This window comes from Marinifilum fragile (assembly GCF_963677365.1).
Taxonomy (GTDB): Bacteria; Bacteroidota; Bacteroidia; order Bacteroidales; family Marinifilaceae; genus Marinifilum; species Marinifilum fragile.
The window spans coordinates 246,035-266,980 of record NZ_OY781962.1 but is presented as its reverse complement, the minus strand read 5'-3'; the positions used below and the strand labels follow the sequence as shown (position 1 = coordinate 266,980).

At 36.3% G+C, this 20,946-nt stretch carries 17 protein-coding genes; 3 read left to right on the top strand and 14 right to left on the bottom strand.

The genetic code is table 11. The annotated features are described in order from the left end of the window. Positions 1–7: 7 nt before the first annotated feature. The 6 genes from ACKPCA_RS00985 to ACKPCA_RS00960 all read right to left on the bottom strand — a co-directional run bounded on the left by ACKPCA_RS00985 (position 8) and on the right by ACKPCA_RS00960 (position 7,297). Positions 8–1,090 carry an alpha/beta hydrolase family protein gene (locus tag ACKPCA_RS00985; protein WP_321280834.1) on the bottom strand — a complete coding sequence of 361 codons (1,083 nt, stop codon included), beginning with the start codon at positions 1,088–1,090 and terminating at the stop codon, positions 8–10. A gap of 254 nt (positions 1,091–1,344) precedes the next feature. Beyond that, positions 1,345–2,667 (bottom strand): tRNA lysidine(34) synthetase TilS, encoded by a 1,323-nt coding sequence (gene tilS / locus ACKPCA_RS00980; protein WP_321280832.1) that lies wholly within the window; start codon positions 2,665–2,667, stop codon positions 1,345–1,347. 38 nt (positions 2,668–2,705) lie between these two features. Beyond that, a complete protein-coding gene (gene pabB / locus ACKPCA_RS00975; protein WP_321280831.1) occupies positions 2,706–4,019 on the bottom strand; it encodes an aminodeoxychorismate synthase component I in 1,314 nt (437 codons plus the stop codon). A gap of 577 nt (positions 4,020–4,596) precedes the next feature. Then, positions 4,597–5,037, bottom strand: coding sequence for a DUF6265 family protein (locus tag ACKPCA_RS00970; protein ID WP_321280830.1), 441 nt, complete (start codon positions 5,035–5,037; stop codon positions 4,597–4,599). A gap of 29 nt (positions 5,038–5,066) precedes the next feature. Then, on the bottom strand, positions 5,067–6,152 hold the full coding sequence (locus ACKPCA_RS00965; protein WP_321280829.1) for an SGNH/GDSL hydrolase family protein: 1,086 nt from the start codon (positions 6,150–6,152) through the stop codon (positions 5,067–5,069). 152 nt (positions 6,153–6,304) lie between these two features. Then, positions 6,305–7,297 (bottom strand): YhdH/YhfP family quinone oxidoreductase, encoded by a 993-nt coding sequence (locus ACKPCA_RS00960; RefSeq protein WP_321280827.1) that lies wholly within the window; start codon positions 7,295–7,297, stop codon positions 6,305–6,307. 137 nt (positions 7,298–7,434) lie between these two features. Between ACKPCA_RS00960 and ACKPCA_RS00955 the strand changes: the two genes are divergently transcribed. Beyond that, positions 7,435–7,749 (top strand): winged helix-turn-helix transcriptional regulator, encoded by a 315-nt coding sequence (locus ACKPCA_RS00955; RefSeq protein ID WP_321280826.1) that lies wholly within the window; start codon positions 7,435–7,437, stop codon positions 7,747–7,749. A gap of 46 nt (positions 7,750–7,795) precedes the next feature. Here the strand turns inward: ACKPCA_RS00955 and pepT are convergent, their stop codons facing one another. The 3 genes from pepT to proS form a co-directional block, all read right to left on the bottom strand. Further along, positions 7,796–9,022, bottom strand: a complete 1,227-nt coding sequence (gene pepT, locus ACKPCA_RS00950) for a peptidase T (protein ID WP_321280824.1) — start codon at positions 9,020–9,022, stop codon at positions 7,796–7,798. Positions 9,023–9,168: 146 nt separating this feature from the next. After that, the gene (locus ACKPCA_RS00945) at positions 9,169–9,852 is read right to left on the bottom strand and encodes a hypothetical protein (RefSeq protein ID WP_321280822.1); all 684 of its coding nucleotides are present in this window, start codon (positions 9,850–9,852) and stop codon (positions 9,169–9,171) included. A gap of 95 nt (positions 9,853–9,947) precedes the next feature. Then, a complete protein-coding gene (gene proS / locus ACKPCA_RS00940) occupies positions 9,948–11,423 on the bottom strand; it encodes a proline--tRNA ligase (protein ID WP_321280821.1) in 1,476 nt (491 codons plus the stop codon). Positions 11,424–11,523: 100 nt separating this feature from the next. Here proS and ACKPCA_RS00935 point away from each other — a divergent pair, with 100 nt between their 5' ends. Together ACKPCA_RS00935 and ACKPCA_RS00930 are read left to right on the top strand one after the other, a co-directional pair. Further along, positions 11,524–13,059, top strand: a complete 1,536-nt coding sequence (locus tag ACKPCA_RS00935; RefSeq protein WP_321280820.1) for a hypothetical protein — start codon at positions 11,524–11,526, stop codon at positions 13,057–13,059. A gap of 107 nt (positions 13,060–13,166) precedes the next feature. Then, positions 13,167–14,657, top strand: coding sequence for an OmpP1/FadL family transporter (locus ACKPCA_RS00930; protein WP_321280819.1), 1,491 nt, complete (start codon positions 13,167–13,169; stop codon positions 14,655–14,657). A gap of 112 nt (positions 14,658–14,769) precedes the next feature. Here ACKPCA_RS00930 and cysN read toward each other — a convergent pair whose 3' ends face one another. From cysN to porD, 5 genes are all read right to left on the bottom strand, one after another. Next, a complete protein-coding gene (gene cysN, locus ACKPCA_RS00925) occupies positions 14,770–16,041 on the bottom strand; it encodes a sulfate adenylyltransferase subunit CysN (protein WP_321280818.1) in 1,272 nt (423 codons plus the stop codon). Positions 16,042–16,105: 64 nt separating this feature from the next. Further along, on the bottom strand, positions 16,106–17,011 hold the full coding sequence (cysD, locus tag ACKPCA_RS00920) for a sulfate adenylyltransferase subunit CysD (RefSeq protein WP_054721403.1): 906 nt from the start codon (positions 17,009–17,011) through the stop codon (positions 16,106–16,108). A gap of 320 nt (positions 17,012–17,331) precedes the next feature. Next, a complete protein-coding gene (locus ACKPCA_RS00915; protein WP_321280817.1) occupies positions 17,332–18,171 on the bottom strand; it encodes an enoyl-ACP reductase FabI in 840 nt (279 codons plus the stop codon). Positions 18,172–18,288: 117 nt separating this feature from the next. After that, complete coding sequence (gene recN / locus ACKPCA_RS00910) at positions 18,289–19,944, bottom strand: DNA repair protein RecN (protein ID WP_321280815.1); 1,656 nt, start codon at positions 19,942–19,944, stop codon at positions 18,289–18,291. Positions 19,945–20,012: 68 nt separating this feature from the next. Further along, a complete protein-coding gene (gene porD / locus ACKPCA_RS00905) occupies positions 20,013–20,912 on the bottom strand; it encodes a type IX secretion system protein PorD (protein WP_321280813.1) in 900 nt (299 codons plus the stop codon). Positions 20,913–20,946: the final 34 nt, after the last annotated feature.

Sequence of the window (20,946 nt, the reverse complement as noted above, 5' to 3'; positions counted from 1 at the left end):
GTCGCTTTTAAAATCGGTAACCAGCCTTCTGAATATCTTTAAAAGTACTTATTGGTTTGTTGGGTTTTAATTGCTTTGCTAAAAACTTATAAATCTTTACGCGAATTTCTTTGGCCTTCTTTGTATCCATTCTATCAAAAGAGTGCCCACCAGGAACTGCCTGATAAATTTCATATTCAAATGTTTTACCATCCGCTTTTAGCGATTTAATTAAATGTTCTACTTCTAAAACATTTACATCATCGTCATTGGTATTGGTATGAATTAATAAGGGTGTATTCTGAAATTTATGAGTGTTCCAGGCTGGTGATCGCCTGCGATATTCAGCCAAATTATCATTGGCTGTTTTGCCAATATGGTAGTCAGCCGAGTACAAATCACGATATGATTGAGTCATGTATCCCATTCGGGCAACCAAATCGCTTACAGGAACTCCTGCAAACCCAACTTTGTAATCATTTGGATGATTAAATAAATTAAAGAGTGTAATCATACCTCCATGGCTCCACCCCATGATTCCAACTCGGTTCTCGTCAACAAAATCGTAATTTTCAATCATGTAATTGCGGCTGGCATAAACATCTTCATTCTCTAATCCACCGTAATCTATTTTCTCATAATGACCTTTTCCATATCCAGTACTTCCTCGGTATTCTGCGGCAACCACAATGTATTCCTGCGCAATTAACTCTCGTACAATATGGGTATAATAGGTTGTAAAATCGCCATGTACTCCACCATGTGGCAACACCATTAAAGGATATTTCTTATTTACATCTAATTTTTTTGGAAAAAAGGCATAGGTCCAAAATTTTACAGGATTACCTGCACCTTTTGCTGTAGGATTTTTTTCCTTCCATTTTGGCGGTCCATAAATATATAATTTGTCAACATGGGCTACATCTCCTACTCTTTCGAACCAAATGATATCATCTACCATTTTTTGAAGACGATCCAATCTATGATCTAAATTTTCGTTGTAATTTTTAAGTTCTTCGATTTCACTTTTCATTTCTTGAGATTGCGAAAATCCTGAAAGTGAAACCAGGCCTAAGATTAGAAAGGCTAAGCAGTGTTTTAGTTTTATCATTTTGTGAGTTATTAATGGTTGGTTGTAATAAACTTCGACTAAGTTATAAAATAAAATAGCAGATCATCACAGGCTTACACAATATTCCGGTGCGCTGCACCTTAGGTAGAACAAACAATATCGTTCTATAAATATTAAGGCACTCCGTACCATATTCTTACAATCATGTACTTCAAGCAACAGAGTTGCGTTATATTTATAGAAAGTAATCGTGATGAGAAGACAGGTGCAGCGCAGCGTAATATTACCAGATGCTACTTCAATTCTAATTTAAATATCTTAGTAGTTGTCGAGGTAATCTTAAATCGATCGTCCAAACGATGACCAACAACCCAAGCAATTCTATCACCCGAAAGTAATAACCATGTATTTTCCTTATCCTGTAAAGAAAACTTTTTATCGATAAAAAAATCAGATATTTTCTTGTTCCCCTTCATCCCTATCGGACGGAAACTATCTCCAATTTGCCATTTTCGCAGCTTAAGCGGAAACTTCAATTTACTAGCATCCAAACATGCAATTTCAGGATTGGTTGTAAATTTAAAGCTTGGTGTTCTATCAATAAATGATGCCTCCATTTCAATTGGAAATTCTATCATTCCCGATTTTTCTTCTAACAAATATTCCTTGGAATCATTCTCTCTCAGCTCAGATAAAATTAAATACTTTCTATCTCTTAATATTTGGTGTGTGGATGAATAGAATCTTTTGCCAGAAATGGTACCCAATGATTTGGCAATCATTTTCACATCACGGTGGTGATATCCGTAAGGAGATAAAATTTCGAACAAATGAGATGATGGAGAAGACAATTCTTGTAATCGTGCAATGGAGATTAACAACTGATTTTCTCTTTGAAATACCAGATGCAAGCGATTCTCTTCGATTACATCATTATAAATCTGTTCAACTTCCTTAAATCGTTGAACATTTTCACTCATGGTTTTTCTAATGGCCGGATTAATTTGCTCTAAAACCGGAATTATCTGGTGACGAATTTTATTTCTTATAAAGTCGGTTTCCCTGTTGGTTGAATCTTCATGGTAATTTAAGCCTTCTTTCTCAGCAAACTCTTCCAACTCTTTTCGAGTGAAAGGAAGCAATGGTCTAATGATCTTGCCCAACTTTGATTTAATGCCTGTTAAGCCATGAATTCCCGTACCTCTTACCAAGTTAATCAATACAGTTTCTGCAACATCATCGGCATGATGGCCAACCGCAATGTATTGGTAATTCTCCAATTCCAGAATTTGATTGAACCACTCGTACCTCAACTCCCGAGCTGCCATTTCAATAGATAGCTTATTCTTTTCTGCATAAGCTTTTGTATCAAAATCTTTAAAATAGAAAGGAAGATTGTATTGCTTGGCGAGATTTTTCACAAATTCAAAATCGCCATCCGACTCTTCGCCTCGCAAATGAAAATTGCAATGTGCAATTCCGCAATTCACCTCCATCTTTATTAATAAATGAAGCAGAACAACCGAATCGATTCCTCCGCTTACCGCAACTAAAATTTTTTCATCACGATAAAACAGATTTTCTTCTTCTACAAAGCGAACTAACTTACGAAACACAATAGCAATTTATAATTAGTAATTAAGTATAATCAATTTTACTCATTTTTTAGAACTTTCATAATGGCTTGGGCCTTTAACAAACACTCTTCATATTCTTTCTCTGCCTCTGCCTGCATGGTAATTGCCCCGCCAACCATAAACGAAAGATAATGATTTCTTGCATTATAAAGTATGCTGCGAATTACCACATTAAAATCAAAATTACCTTCAGGAGTAATGTATCCTACAGCTCCAGAAAACAATCCTCTTTTGGTCGATTCGTACTTTTCAATCAGCTTCATGGCTCGAACCTTGGGAGCGCCGGTCATCGATCCCATGGGAAAACACTGACGAATCGCTTCAATAAAGTGCACACCATCCTTAAGCTCTGAAACAACCGTCGAAATCATTTGGTGCACCTGCGGGAAGGAATAAATCCCACACAATTCCTCTACGATTACTGATCCTTTTTCTGCAGTTCTTGATAAGTCATTTCTTACCAAATCCACAATCATGATATTCTCAGCTCTCTCTTTAGGATCATTAAATAAAGTCTCCTTTATTTGCTTGTCTTCTGCTTCGGTGGCTCCTCGCTTGGCGGTTCCTTTTATAGGCTGAGAAATGATTTTCTTTCCAACCTTCTTGATAAATCGCTCCGGACTGGCCGACAATAAATATTGCTCGCCCATTTGGTAAAAACCCGAGTACGGAGTAGGCGAAACTTCGGTTAGTTTCTGATAGGTGCCGCGAGGCTTAATGTAGCAATCCTCAGCATAAAATTCCTGACAGAAATTCACCTCGTAAATATCTCCTCTTCGAATATGATCTTTCAGTTGATTAACAGCCTCCAAATACTCGTCACGAGAAATTCTAGAATGAATTTGATTTACAGAAATAGAGTTCTCTCCAGTCAATTCCATGTCTTGAAGATTCTGAACCAAAGAGAGCACCTCATCTTCCGTAAATTCTTCATCATAGTAATGAACAATCAGCGTATCTACATCCAAAAGAAACACCCAGCGTGGTTGGAAAAAATTCATTTCTGGAAAATCCAATCCATCATGATTTTCAGACTTCAGCTCTTCAATTTCATTCTTTAAATCATACCCCAAATAACCAAACCACCAATCATTCGATTTTTCAATGGACTCTTTCAAATGATGAAAACAATCCTGTTTTGGTTCAACAATCTGAAGCGCATCAATACCGGCAACCATTTCGTAGGTATTGTATTCGGCCTTCGAATTTACTTTCTGATTCACCTCATGACTATCAAGTATACTAACATACTCGAACTTCTTGCTCCAGAATAGCAGTTGTTCCTTAAACCTGCGCGGATTAGTGATATGAAATGTAAGCTGTTTTCGCATGCCGCAAATTTAGGCAAAAGATACACAAGATACTTTCTGCTTTAGATAAAACTTTTTGTGTGACAATATCCCTGTTCTACTCTAATACGATGGTACTTTATTTTAGTTAGGAAGAAGGCTAAAGTTTGAAATTGCTACTTTATGAATTGTTGCTGCTACTTTATATCCTGTTATCATTCTTTTGTAACTTGCTGCCATTCCTTTAGCTCTTGTCGCAGGTATTTTACAATACTGCACTGTGGGAAAAATATAAAAGAGAGACGACAAACCTCTGGCTAAGGGCGACAAAGCTTTGGCTGAGGACGACAAGCCTCTGGCTGAGGACGACAAGCCTCTGCTGAGGACGACAAGCCTCTGGCTGAGGACGACAAGCCTCTGGCTGAGGACGACAAGCCTCTGGCTGAGGACGACAAGCCTTTGGCTAAGGGCGACGAGCCTTTGGCTAAGAACAACATGTCGCAAAAAGTTACAAATAAGGGAGGAAAGATGGTAACAAGTCTGATAGTTGAATCAGTAGAAATCAGACCTCCTGCAATTAAAGAAGGAAAAATAGCTTATATCTCTGTATGTAAAGCAGCTATCGCATCCGTATCATCACAAAAGAAAATCCCTCATCATTATCACCCAAAACATTTACTTTAACTCTATTCTCTCTTAGTTTGAAGTATTGAATTTTCTTGGGAAAATCGTGCTTAGGATTCTCAAATGAATAATAGTCAGAAATGGACTCATTTAAAGGAAAAGAAATTGTAGCTCCCTGGTTTTGATTGAATACAGTTGCCTGATAAACCAACTTTCCTTCAATCAGCTTAATAGCTAAATGTTCCAAAACCTTCTGCTTGCCATCTACCAACTGATATCCCGTTCCAATCAATTCATTACCTTTTACCTCCCACTTTTCGAATTGTTGTTTGCCTTCCACCTGCCAATTTCCTTCCAAAAAGTGAAGGGTTTGAATATCCTGAGTAGAACAGGAGTAGGTACAAATCGAGAAAAGAATTAAAACCATATACTTCATAAAGCAAAGGGATATTTATTTCTTCCAATTTACCAATTAATATTTTCATCGATAAATTTAATCAGGCTATTGGCCATTTCCTCCTGCTCCTTAACCGATGGATGTCCTCTTGTTTCTTTGAATGGAACAAAATGCGTGTAGATTTTATCATCTTTTAATCCAACAACTGCCTTTTTAATATATTCTGGCCATTGAGAACCTTCCTTCGTAGCATCCATATTCCCAAGCATGCATATGATTTCTGCATTAGGGTAGTGATTTCGAATCCCAGTAACAAACTGCTGGTATGCATGAATCAAATATTCTTCGCTAGGAGAGTTTTTACCAAAATTCTTCTTGAACTCATCTCTTTTGGGCATATTTACCAACCATGAATCATTCTGAAATAAATTTACCACCACCACATCAGGTGCATACAAGGAAAAATTCCACTTACTGGTTGAATCTGCAGGGTTTAATCGATCGTAAATATCTGGCATTTCAAAAGGGAACCAACTAATTGTAATTCCAATACCGCTTTTACAAATACAATGGTAATCCGCATCAAAATGTCTTGCAGTTATTGCGGCATAGCTTAAATAATTGTTTGTAAAAGTACTGTCTGGAGAGTCTTTCCCTGAAGTATCTTCCACTGCGTATCCAGCTGTGATGGAATTCCCATAAAACTCTATCTTTCTTTTTGCCACATCCGCATTAGGTAACAACTTCGCTTTTCCATCAATCTTAAACCCATAGAAATCTGTTGTTCCCCTATCCCACTCTGTACGTTTAAACAACTCTATAATATGTTTCCCTGGCGATAAATTTGTAACCAATTCATGATAGCCCTTGATGGTATCAGGGCGAAACAAAACAATACTATCCTTATCGATGATAATATTATAATAATTATCGCCTTTTTCATCCTTCATTAAAGCACTAAGAGATTCTCCTTCAAAGTTTATTTTTATTGAGCTACCTGACCAATACAGCTCGGCATGATCAACACTTGCAGTATCAATTCTTCCTGAATATTTAATTTCTGAGTTTGAGAATGGAACAAACAAACTTTGTTGTTTTGAACAACCTGCAAAAATTACATACAAAACAATTAAGAGATAATAGGTATTTTTCATGATATGATTATTAAGGGATCCTTTTTTGATATAGGATGTCAAAACTACTTATTATTTTAATTAAAAATTAATGCCTCTTCTCAAATACTAATAAATCGTTATAAAAAAGACAGCCCAATGACTGCCTTAATCAATAAACATCTAATGAAACCTTAGAGTTTCACAATCACTCTCCCCCTACTTTTCTTCTGCAACATCAAATCAATGTAAGTATCCAATTCTTCTAAAGAAGATTCAATTACCTGTTCCTTATGTTTGTATACATTCCAATCAGCAGCCAATTTATCCCAAACTTTTTGTCGTAACTCCATCGGACAATTTTGAGAATCGATACCAATCAAGCTGATACCATTAAGAATAAATGGGTAAACGGTCATGGGTAAATCTCCCGATCCTATATTTCCACAACAAGTTACGGTTCCCATAGGCTTACAAGCTTTCAATAAGGTATGTAAGGTATTTCCACCGATTACATCAATGGCACCAGCCCAAAGCGGTCGTAACAATGGTCTTCCCGACTGATCATCAGTAATTTCTTTTGAAATACGGCTACTAACTCCCAACTCTTTCAAAACCTCTTCATCTCCTGTTGCATCGGAAGTTGCAGCAACTACCTCGAAACCTAATGAGGATAGAATACTAATGGCAATGCTACCTACACCACCTAAAGCCCCAGTAACTACAACGGGTCCCATTTCTGGAGTTTGACCCGATGCCAATAGTTTGTATATAGAAAGTGCTGCTGTAAAACCTGCTGTTCCATAAATCATCGCATCCCGAAAGCTTAGTTCTTTTGGCAAAGCCACAACCCAAGAGGCAGGAACACGAATGTATTCAGCAAATCCTCCATCGGTATTCATTCCCAAATCATAACTGGTAACAATAACCTCATCACCCACTTTAAATTGATCACTTGTTGATTCTTCTACTACACCGGCAGCATCAATTCCAGGAGTGTGAGGATAGTTTCTGGTTACTCCCTTATTTCCCGATACCGACAAGGCATCTTTATAGTTTAACGAGGAGTAACGTACACGAATTAAAACTTCTCCTTCAGGTAAATCCTCAATCTTTCTGCTTACAATCTCTCTTTTGTATTCTCCATTCTCTTCGCTAATACGAAGTGCTTTAAATTCTTTATCCATAACGGTTCTGTTATTTATTCTTATCTTGCAACAAAATTACAAGCATTTAATCTACAAATCAAGAACTTACAATTACATCACATACTAACATTTTGTTCTGATTTACTGATTATCAAGCCATAAAAAATCTATAAACATTGGAAAAAGGAGTTTGTCCCATCGATACATTTATTAATTACGTAAAAGGAAAACGTAAGGCAACGATCATTTTACACCTGAAACAAGGCACAAAACGATACTCCGAATTGGTGAAATTGATTCCTGATGTTAGCGATCGAATGCTTAGTAAAAACCTAAAAGAATTAGAGGAATCTGGCTTTATCCTAAAGAAAATATACCCGGAAGTTCCGCCCAAAGTGGAATATAGCCTAAGCCAATTGGGAAATGATATACATCCGGTATTGGTTGCGATGTATCGAGGAGGAAAACTACTAGAGAAAGAAATCAAATAGAAAAGGCAACCTATTGGCTGCCTTTTATTTTATCATTAAAGTTGATTTATCTTTTTGCAATCAAGTCAACAATCTTAAGAATTACATCAACTGCTTTTTCCATGGATTGAACCGGAACATATTCGAATCTACCATGGAAATTATGTCCTCCTGCAAAAATATTAGGGCAAGGCAAGCCCATGTATGATAATCTACTACCATCAGTTCCTCCTCGAATTGGAATAACCATAGGTGTAACGCCTACTTCATTCATTGCTTCTTCGGCAATATCCACGATATATTTTACTGGCTCAACCTTTTCTCGCATGTTATAATACTGGTTGGTCATTTCAAGAGTAACAGTACCTTCGCCATACTTCGCATTGTAATCTGAACACAAATCTTCAATGAACTTCTTGCGAGCTTCATAATTGGTCATGTCAAAATCACGAATGATATACTGAAGAGAAGTGCTCTCAACTCCACCATTGATAGCAATTAAATGATAAAACCCTTGATATCCTTCTGTCTTTTCAGGAACCTCATCCTTAGGCAAACGAGCAGCAAATTCATTCGCAATAGTCATAGAATTAATCATCTTGTCTTTTGCCATTCCAGGATGAACATTTCGTCCTTTAAAGGTGATTTTGGCGAAGGCTGCATTGAAATTTTCGTATTGCAACTCACCAATTTCTCCTCCGTCTAAAGTATATGCGAAATCCGCCCCAAACTTCTTAACATCAAAAAAGTCTGCTCCTTTTCCAATTTCTTCATCCGGGGTAAAACCAACATGTACCGGACCATGTTTAATCTCAGGATTTTTAGCCAAATATTCCACTGCAGTAATAATTTCGGCTACTCCTGCTTTATCATCGGCACCTAGTAGTGTTGTTCCATCTGTTGTGATTAAGGTTTGACCTTTATATTTTGTCAGTTCTGGAAAATCTGAAACTTTCATTATAATATTCTGCTCCTTATTTAGGACGATATCCATTCCGTTGTAATCTTCCAGAATTTGAGGCTTTACATGCTTTCCTGAAAAATCGGGACTTGTATCCATATGAGAAACAAAGCCCACTTTAGGAACTTCTCTATCAATATTCGAAGGAAGAACCCCCATTACGTATCCATTCTCATCTACACTTACATTTTCCAAGCCAATTTCTTCCAATTCTTTGGCCAACTCTTTTGCAAGAACCATCTGACCTGGTGTACTCGGTGTCAAACCTGTTTCTGTATCCGATTCGGTATCGAACTTTACGTATTTTAAAAATTTATCTACTACAGTATTCATTGTTGTGTATTGTTAATAGTATAAGCTTTACCCTCAGGTAAAATAAAAACGCTCCAAAAAATTGAAGCGTTACAATATTACTAAAATTCTGAATTCATTATTTAGATAATAATTGTAATTCCTAACTCTTAATGCATCATTCTATATTAAACGTCATCCGATTTAAACTGAAAACCTAGTCGTTTCCCTGTTTGTATTCTCGCATTCTGCATTTTCTCGAACATTTGTGCCACCGACATTATTTTAACATTATCATATGGTGGAACCAACAAATCAAAATTCAAGGAGTAGTTAATTGCCGTTTCAACAATTCTGCGTAAACTTTCTTTATTGGCCTTACTAGCTGACAAATCAGTTTGCAAGAGTCCCATTTGTCTCTTTCCTTCAACAATATAGTGTTTTTCACGATTGATAAATATACGAGCTACCAGATAACCTAAATCATCATAGCGAGTATATTTAAACGAATCGTAAAGAAAATTGTAAATATTTATAATTCCTGAGTATGCATTATCGGGATTCGTTCTTACATAGTCTTGTTCCCAGACATTATGATCCCGATTAAACTGGAAAACATTGGTATGCAAACTAAAAACCAAAATATCAGAAGCTACTTTTATTTGAAATTCAAATTCGCCTCTATCCTCATACTCCAATAAAACTTTCTCGTCTGCATCTTTTAGCTCTGCATTATACTCGAGTACCAAAACTTCCAAAACATCTCGCAAATCTTCAAATATCTCTTTAGTATTCTGATACACTTGTTGCTTTAAAGTAGCTTTATCTCGAATAGTATTTAAAATAGCAGCTTTTGTATTTAATATGTTCATTGTATAGTTGTTTAAGGTTAATGAGTAAATATACAAAAAAACAGTCACCGATATTTCGATGACTGTTTTTTATTATGATTGTATTGTATACTTTCTTAGTATGCTTTTGCAAAAACAACACGTCTTTTTGAAGGCTTTCCTGTAACCATACAAACTCCTTCTTCCTCCTCTGCATCAAAAGGAATACAGCGAATTGTTGCTTTGGTTTCATTTTTAATTTGCTCTTCTGTTTCTGCTGTTCCATCCCAGTGAGCAAGGAAAAATCCAGTTTTTGTCTCCAACAACTCTTTAAATTCATCATATGAATCCACTTTTGTTGTTTTTTCAGCTCTAAAATCAAATGCTTTCTGGAAAATATTAACTTGAATTTCTTCAAGTAACTTCTCAATCACTTCTTCTATACCTTCTATTGGAAGAGTTTCTTTCGTTAAGGTATCACGACGAGCCAATTCGATTGTTCCATTTTCCAAATCACGATTTCCGATCGCCAAACGAACAGGCACACCTTTCAATTCGTATTCAGCAAACTTCCAGCCTGGTTTGCGATTATCACTGTCATCAAATTTCACCGAAATTCCCATTGATTTAAGCTTCTCAACAATAGGGTCTAATTTAGCAGCAATCTTCTCTAACTCTTCCGCTTTTCTATAAATTGGAACAATAACCACCTGAATTGGAGCCAATTTTGGAGGTAAAACCAAACCGTTATCATCTGAGTGAGCCATAATTAATGCACCCATCAAACGAGTTGAAACTCCCCAAGATGTAGCCCAAACGTAATCCTCTTTTCCTTCTTTGTTCGCAAATTTTACATCAAATGCTTTTGCAAAATTCTGTCCTAAGAAATGAGAAGTTCCTGCCTGTAATGCTTTTCCATCTTGCATCAATGCTTCAATACAATAAGTATCCAAAGCTCCTGCAAATCTTTCTGATTCTGTTTTACGACCCTTTAATACAGGAACTGCCATAAAGTTCTCAGCAAAATCGCCGTAAATATTTATCATTTGTTCTGTTTCCTGCAATGCTTCTTCCTTTGTTGCATGAGCAGTATGCCCTTCTTGCCATAAGAATTCTGCAGTACGCAAGAATAAACGAGTACGCATTTCCCATCGCATTACATTTGCCCATTGGTTACAAAGAATAGGAAGATCTCTGTAAGACTGAATCCAGTTTTTATATGTGTTCCAAATAATGGTTTCCGAAGTAGGTCGAATAATTAATTCTTCTTCTAATTTAGCATCAGGATCAACAACTACACCGCGCCCATTGGGGTCATTTTTCAGACGATAATGGGTTACAACTGCACATTCTTTTGCAAATCCTTCTACATGATCTGCTTCTTTACTCAAGAATGATTTTGGGATCAATAATGGAAAATATGCATTTTGGTGACCAGTATCCTTGAACATCTTGTCCAATTCTGCCTGCATGTTTTCCCAGATTGCATAACCGTAAGGCTTAATAATCATACATCCTCTCACAGCAGAATTCTCTGCTAGATCTGCTTTCATTACCAGATCATTATACCACTGCGAATAATTTTCGCTTCTGCTCGTTAAAACTTTTGCCATTCGATATAGTTTTGGTATAGTATTTGCTACTTTTAGGCTGAATAAAATTCAATACAAAAGTATAAAATTATCTTATATATTCATTATTGGAGGACTTACGATGAAAACCTATTTTAAAATTCTATTAATTTCCGCCCTGTTTGCAACAGGATGTTCGCCTTCATATATGGGAGCTTCCCTTTATGATGACGATATTTACTATGACCCAAGCGATGCACCTTTGATTGTGCAAAACGCTGAAAGCAAAACTGTGATTGCAAAAAAAGACAATCCACTTGCGCCTGCTCAAGAAAATCAAACAAAAGTGGTACCAGAAACAAAATCAAGTATCGCACCAGCTGACAACCGCGATTTTTCTGAAATCCAAAAACAATACTCTGCAATTCTTCAGAATGATTCAATTGGCAATGTTGACACATTGGTTTATCAGGCTGAAGAAAGTGGTTATTACTATGGAGGTTTTACCGGATCTGAAAACGACCTTGAAGAAGCTGAACGCTTAAGGGCAATGTACCCACAAGGCTTTGGTTACTATGATGGTAGTGGTTATAGCTTAGCAATGTGGTTAGCAGGAGATTCTGATTGGAATGTTTATGTGGATGGAGACAAAGTTTGGTGGACTCCAACCTGGACCAATTATCGATATTATAATTCATATAATTTCCACACAATGAGATATGGCAATTATTTTGCTTATAACTATCCTTACGGATCTTACTATCCAAGCTGGGGCATTGGATTTGGATGGGATTCTTGGTATTGGGATCTTCATTTTGGATGGAACTATCATTATCCTTATCACTATGGTTATTACTACTATCCATATGATCATTATTATGGATATGGACACCATCATCATCACAACTATGCAGGGCATTATGATGGATATTACGGAAGAAATGTGTATTATGGAAGAAGAACTGCAACAGGATCACATGTTGGAACCTCTTCGTACGCAACAAACAGAAGTTCGAATGCAAATGTAAGCAGAAGAGCTAATGCAAGAACTAGTATTAATAGAACAGGTACAAACAGGACTACTAACGATAGAACTAGTAATGTAGCAACAAGAAGATCTGCAAGCTCTTCCTCTGCAGCCGATGTAAGAAGAACTAGAGCCGCTTCAAGATATAGTTCTGCAAACCGAAGTTCTTATGGTAATCGCTACAACAACACTAGTAGAACATATAATGGTACAAATCCAAATACAAGAAGAAGTGTAAGTGGCACAACTACTAATTCAAGAACTCGTTACGGTACACAAACAAATAGAACAAGAAGACCTGGCAGTACGTATTCGAATACAACAAGAAGTAGTTCACCTAGCTATAATAAAACAAGAAATGCTACCCGACCTACTTACAATTCTACAAGAGGATCACGAAACTCGAGCTATTCAAACAGATCTACAACAAGATCTTCATATTCTAAAGTGAGAGGTAACTCCAAAAGTTCTTCGAGAGGAAACGCTTACCGATCGTCGAACTCTAGATCAAACTCATCTCAAAGTAGTTCTTACAGATCTTCAAGTAGTGGATCTAGATCATCTGGTAGCTCTGTACGTTCATCAAGTGGCACTTCCAGATCATCATCAAGTGGTTCTCGATCATCATCGGGTGGATCAAGAAGAAGATAAAAATAGTATAGGGAAACAATCCTCCAGTTTCCCCATACTAATAAAACAACTCTAATTTAATTAGTACATATTTTCCCATATGGGTTCTAATATTAAAACCTAAAATTATGAAACGAATATATATTCTTATCTCATTTATAATCATTGCAGGAGTTACCTATGGTCAAACAGCCGATGATGCATTACGTTACTCAAAGCAATATTTTAATGGCACAGCAAGGTCTGCTGCAATGGGTGGAGCTTTTGGAGCCTTAGGCGGAGACTTTACTGGTATAGCTATTAATCCAGCAGGATTAGCAGTCTACCGAACTTCAGAACTTAGCTTTTCTTCAAATTTTAATTATACTGATACTAAAAGCTTAAATATTCAAGCCAAAACAAGTTTAAACGAAGATAAATATTCACTTGGCATTTCAAATATAGGTTATGTATCAACAAACAAGCCTAGAATTGAATCAGAAGGAGGCTGGAAAAACTTCAACTTTGCAATTGGATACAATAAATTGAACACTTTTAGAAAAAATGCTAGATCAAATGCACCCGAAGCTCCAACTTCACTGTTAGACGTAATGGTCAACAATTCGAACGGCAGACATCCCAATTCTTTAAATTCGTTTAGAGAGTTTTTAGCTTACGATACATATTTAATTGATACAATTAGCGGTAGTAATAATCAGTATATTGCGATTACCGATGAAATATTGAATCAAGCACAAACCATTGATGAAAAAGGATATGCAGGCGAATTTCTTATGGCTTTTGCTGCCAATTACAATCACAAATTTTACATTGGAGGTTCATTGGGAATTCAATCCATTTACTATAAATCAACAAAAGTATTTTCAGAAAGTATTTTGTCAAATAGCGATTCAGATTTTAACGATTATTCTTTTGAAGAATACTATAAGTCATCAGGTGTAGGTGCTAATTTTAAACTAGGTATGATTTACAAGCCTGAACAATGGCTTCGTTTAGGAGCTTCTATTCATACACCTACCTTCTATTCTTTTGATGAAGATTACCATAGTTCAATGGCTTCGAACTTTAATACGGCTGATGAAAATGGTTATTCCAGTTATTACTCACAATCGCCTCAAGGTAAATACTCTTATAAGTTTAGAACTCCATTAAAAGCAACATTCAGTGCAGCACTGGTTTTGAAGAAGAGACTTATATTAAGTGCAGACTATGAACTAATTGATTATTCAAAGGCAAAATTCTACAATGGAGATGATGGAGATGATTTCAATGGTACACCTGAAAATCCTGACACCAATGATATTATTAAAGCCAGTTACCAAAGCACAGGCAATTTACGAACTGGTTTAGAGTTTCGTGCAACACCTAACTTAAGCCTACGTGCCGGATATTCAAAAATGGGTAACTCTTTTAAAGTTTCAGGCGCTGATGATGGGTTTGACATGTTTTCAGGGGGTCTTGGTTTCAAACAAAACAACTTTTTTATGGATTTAGCTTATAGCTATGCCGATGTAGAAAATCAGTTTGTATACTACTCTACTCCTGATTTCGCTTCTGATCAAATTAAAGAGAATAATAAAAAACATGAAGTAAAAGTTACTTTTGGATTTAAGTTTTAATCATTATAACACACTACTACAAAGTAAAGGTGGCCTTATGCCACCTTTTTTTATTCATAAAAAAAGCTGATACCCATTAGATATCAGCTTCATATATTTATATTTCGAATGCTTACAAAATCATACCTGCAGCAACAGTTTCATTGGTTCCTTCATCAATCATGATAAAACTACCAGTAATTCTGTTCTCTTTGTATGGGTCAACAAATAGTGGTTTAGCTGATTTAAAGGTAATACATGCAATATCATTCAATCCTACTAGCTTATCATCTGTAACCTCTTCCAAAGTATTTACATTAACCTTGAATTTTACGTCGCGAACCATACAACGAGCCTCATTTGAGGTGTGTTTGATTGTGTACTTGCCACGTGGCATCATAGCACGCTCGTTCATCCAACAAATCATAGCATCAATTTCCTGCTCTACCTTTGGAGAATTCTCTATAGAAACAATCATATCACCTCTTGATACATCAATATCATCGGTTAAATTAATTGTTACGGATTGTGGTGGAAATGCCATATCCAACTCCCCATCGAAAGTATCAATTGATTTTACAGTCGATTCTAGTCCTGAAGGCAATACTTTTACCTTATCACCTGGGCGGAAAACACCACTGGCAACACGACCGGCATAACCTCTGTAATCATGATATTTATCAGACTGAGGACGAATTACATATTGTACAGGGAATCTTGCATCTTGGTGATTTCTGTCATCAACAATTTCGATAGTCTCCAATAGATTCAACAAAGTAGATCCTTGGTACCAATCCATATTTTCAGACGCATCTACAACATTATCTCCAAATTTTGCTGAAATTGGAATGAAACGGACATCCTCAATATTCAATTTCTCAGCAACCCTCTTGTAATCTTCCTTGATTTTGTTGTAAACTTCTTCTGAATAATCAACCAAATCCATTTTATTGATACAAACAATAATGTGAGGGATTTGAAGAAGGTTCGCAATATATGAATGACGCAAAGTTTGCTCAATTACACCATTTCTTGAATCTACCAAAATTAAAGCAGCATTTGCTGTAGATGCCCCGGTTACCATGTTTCTGGTATACTGAATGTGACCTGGAGTATCCGCAATAATAAACTTACGCTTTGGAGTAGCAAAATATCTGTAAGCAACGTCAATTGTAATCCCTTGCTCACGTTCTGCTCTTAATCCATCGGTTAACAAGGCTAAATCAACTTCCTCGTCTCCTCTTTTTTGACTACTGATTTCGATAGCTTCCATTTGATCTTCGAAAATGGCTTTGCTATCGTATAATAATCTTCCGATAAGAGTACTTTTACCATCATCTACACTACCTGCGGTAGTGAAACGCAAAAGCTCCATATCTAAATATCCTGATGTTTTATCTGACATATCTATATTTTTAGCTGTTAGCTTTTGGAGTTAACCTCAAGCTTAAAACTATTAACTTATCTGTTTAGAAATAACCTTCTTTTTTACGATCTTCCATTGCTGCTTCAGAACGTTTGTCATCATGACGAGTTCCACGCTCGGTAGTTCTAGATGCTGCTACTTCTTCAATAATATCTTCCAAACTATTCGCTTCTGATTCTACTGCACCTGTACATGTTGCATCACCAATGGTTCTAAAGCGAACAATTCTTTTCTCAACAGTTTCGGTATCACGCATTGGAATAAAATCTGAAACTGACAATAGGTTACCATTACGAACAAATACCTCACGTTCGTGAGAGAAGTAAATATTTGGTATTTTAATATTTTCCAGATAGATATATTGCCATACATCCATTTCTGTCCAGTTCGAAATAGGGAATACTCTAAAGTGCTCTCCCATGTGCTTCTTGCCGTTGAACAGGTTCCATAATTCAGGACGTTGGTTTTTAGGATCCCATTGTCCAAATTCATCGCGGTGTGAAAAGAAACGCTCTTTTGCTCTGGCTTTTTCCTCGTCGCGACGACCTCCACCCATAGCACAGTCTACTTGTAAATCTTCAATCCCATCAAGAAGAGTAACAGTTTGCAATTTATTTCTACTTGCATCAAAACCTGTTTCTTCCACTACTTTTCCTTGATCAATTGAATCTTGAACATAGCGAACGATTAAACGAGTTCCTGTTTCATCCATCAATTCATCACGAAACTGAATAGTTTCTGGAAAGTTATGACCTGTATCGATATGCATTAAAGCAAATGGAACTTTTGCTGGAGCAAATGCTTTACGTGCCAAGTGAAACATTACGATGGAATCTTTTCCTCCTGAGAATAACATCACAGGATTTTCAAATTGAGCAGCAACCTCACGAATTACGAAAATAGATTCCGCTTCAAGTTCTCTTAAATGATTAATATTGTATTCCTTCATTCGAAAATAATTTTATTTACTTCTCTTCTTACCCAATGGGTTTTATTAAGTCCGTTCAAGTCTCTCTTCACATATCCACAAGAGTATTAACACTCTTGAAAAATCTCTACATCAATAATTTCATTAGCAACGGCTTTAATCTATTATTGGGCTATCAAAACAGTATTTCCTTAAAACTTTACCAAGCTTCAGAAAATTAAAGGCAAATGTACATATTATCACTAGATTTAAAAAATCTAATCAACCTATATAGTTTACCATTAGAGCAAAAAAAATCCGAGTTTTACAACTCGGATTTTAAAACAATTCTAATATTGTTGTTACTCGCAATCTTCGCAAGTTTTAAAACTCTTGTTGTATTGGCTCATAGCTCTGTAACTCATACCCATACTAGAAAATCCTCCATCATGGAACAGATTCTGCATGGTTACTTTCCTTGTCAAATCAGAGAACAAAGTAATACAGTAGTTAGCGCACTCTTGAGCATCTGCATTACCAAGTGGAGACATTCTTTCTGAGAAATCAATCAATGAATCGAATCCTTTTACACCACTACCTGCAGTTGTAACTGTTGGTGACTGAGAAATCGTATTCACACGAACGCGTTTTTCACGACCATATATGTAACCAAAACTACGAGCGATTGATTCTAGCATTGCTTTCGCATCTGCCATATCGTTATACTCATACATAGTTCTTTGTGCTGCTGCATATGAGAGAGCAACTACTGATCCCCATTCGTTAATTGCATCTAGCTTTTTAGCTGATTGCAATACTTTGTGAAATGATGTTGCTGAAACATCTAAAGTTTTCTTAAGGTATTCATAATTTAAGTCATCGTAAGCGTGTCCCTTACGAACATTTGGAGACATACCGATAGAGTGTAATACGAAATCCACTCTTCCTCCCAACACTTCCATTGATTTGGTAAACAATTCATCCAAATCCTTAGGGTTGGTTGCATCGGCAGGAATTACCTCTGCATTGCATTTTTTAGCCAATTCATCGATGGTTCCCATACGAATTGATACAGGTGTGTTGGTCAAGACGATTTCTGCACCTTCTTCTACAGCTAATTCTGCAACTTTCCAGGCAATCGACATTTCATTCAATGCCCCGAAAATAATCCCCTTTTTTCCTTTTAATAAATTATACGACATAACTTGAAATTTTCAATTTTCAGGGTGTAAAGATAACCATTAATTCTTATAATGATTCTAAACAAGCCTATTAATTAAGACTGAATAAATTCTTTAATTGAAATCTCAATTGAATATCTAGCTATTTAATAGCACTTTAGCATTTTCCAACGCCGCTTTTGTAAGATCTGTTCCACTTAGCATCTTGGCTAGCTCTTCTATACGGCTTTGTTTATCCAGAAGTACAATATTTGAATAGGTTTCGTGCTCATCGTCGGCTTTATAAACCTTGTAATGAAATTTTCCTTTTCCAGCTATTTGAGGCAGGTGTGTGATGCTTATTACCTGAATATTTTCCGCCATTTGATTCATCATTGAGCCCATTTTGTCGGCAATTTCACCCGATACACCTGTATCAATTTCATCGAAAACAATAGAAGGCAAAGCTGTTGAAGAAGAGATCAAATACTTAATACTCAACATCAATCGAGATAACTCCCCTCCCGAAGCAACTCGCTGTACTTCCTCTAAACTACCATTCTTATTGGCACTAAACAAAAAGGTCACTTTATCGGCTCCTAATTGCTGAAATTCTTCGCTATTGCTAATTTGCACTCTAAAATTAGCGTTAGGAATTCCGAGTAATATAAGCTGGCTAACAATTGTTTTTTCTATTTTTGGAACCGATTTCTTCCTGCTATTTGATAGATTATCAGCAGCTTTCTGCAATTCTACTTTTTGCCCTGTCAATTGTTCCTTCAAATCTTCAATTAATTCATCGCTTGATTCAATTTTCCCAACTTTTCCTTCCAGGTCATCTCTAATTTGCATCAATTCTTCTACAGAATCGACACGATGTTTTTGTTGCAAAGAGTAAATTGTATCCAAACGTTGGTTCAAAAAGTCGATTCTCCCGTTATCGAATTCCACCAATTCATTACTTCGGTCCAACTCTTGAGACAGATCTTGCAATTCTATCAATGAACTATCCAATCTTTCAAAATAAGAATCTGCCTCAGTAAATACTCCTTGAATTTTAGAAATTGCACTTCTGGCTTCCTTTATTTGAGAAATCACAGATGATTCACCTTCCGACAAAAAGCCATATGCCTGATACAGGCCAGATTTTATTTCCTCAGCATGATTTAGAGTTTCCAACTCCTCTTCCATCTCTTTCTGTTCCCCCTCAACAAGATTGACCTCATTAAGCTGCTCCAATTGAAATTGGAAGTAATCCAGATCGGCCTTTTCCTTAGCAGCTATCTCTTCCTGATTTTTCAGCTCTTTCTTTAGATCTTGATATTTCTTGAAGGATAACTGATATTTTGCAAGTAGCGCTGCATTCTGAGCATAGGTATCAACAATACCTACCTGATATTCAAAACTTCCTAAAACAAGATTTTGGTTCTGACTGTGTATATCTACCAAACACACTCCTAGCTCTTTCAAAGTTTTCAAGCTTACAGGAGTATCATTTACAAAAGCACGTGTTTTTCCACTAGGCAAAATCTCACGGCGAACAATGGCCTCTTTTTCGTAATCCAATTCATTCTTTTCGAAAAACTCTTGCAAGTTGTACTTTTCAATATAGAATGAGCATTCAATAACACACTTCTTCTCTTTATCCTTTAGTACATTTCCTTCAGATCTTTGACCTAATACCAAAGATAAAGCGCCAAGCAAAATGGATTTTCCCGATCCCGTTTCCCCAGTTATTACAGAAAAACCATCCGAGAAATCAATTTCCAGCTGATTAATTAAAGCATAGTTTTGTATAGATATTGATTGAAGCATAGTCTCAAACTAAATTATTATTTGCAGCAAAAATAAGGAATAGAGAAAAACCAAATCAAAATCCTCGCCTATTTTTGTCCTATAATTTTTTTGTACTTTTTAATATTAGCCGGATCTATTTCACTAAGAATATTATAGACCCTTTTTTTCTCATCAGTAAATGATTCACTAAAGATATTTACCAGTTCGTCAGCCTTAGCATCGAAAAATATGGTTAGAATAAAGGCTCCTGGTTTTGCTCGATATGCTTTTTGCAGCAGTCTTAAACTTTCTGCAATTTCCGCTCTCGCTTCGGTCAAGTGATCAGACATACGATCTAAACCCAACCTGTGGTATCGATACAAACATTCACGAACTGGGCTGTATGCATTGTTAAGAATGTTCTCAATTAACCAATATCTATTATCCCTACTTTCATATGCTTTCCAACCTGTAGTATTTGAATTCTGCATTTTACCTACGATGGTCTCCGCTTTAGCAAAATATGGTGCCCCCCCATCCATTGCAAATGTATCGTAATCCAAACCTAAAATAAGATAGGCATAGTAAGACAAAAGCCCAGTCAATTCTGTTGGAGTAACTGTTTCGTTAAAATCCAGAGTCTGATACTCAACATACTTAAACTGGACATCGTCGTCTTTAAAATTTAGCATCACTGTATTATAAGAGGAATTATAAACTGGTCTGCTTGCTTGAACCTGTAAACTACCACGAAATTCATCTGCCGAAATTTGTTCAGTCAAATTGAACAAGAAAGTACATTCAATTCTCTCATCGTAACTGTAAACATGGTTTGTCCATCTACGGGCATTCAGAAACTCGTTAATAGCCGTTTGCATGGTTCTAAACACCTGCTTATTGGTACCTTGAATTTTCTGACTTACTACTTGAACATTACATCTGAATTCTTGCGAAAACAGAGGAATTGAAAACAGTGTAATAAATAATACTAGGAAGAATTTGCGCATAGTTATATATCAAAAGTTCACAGCTAAAGTTAAA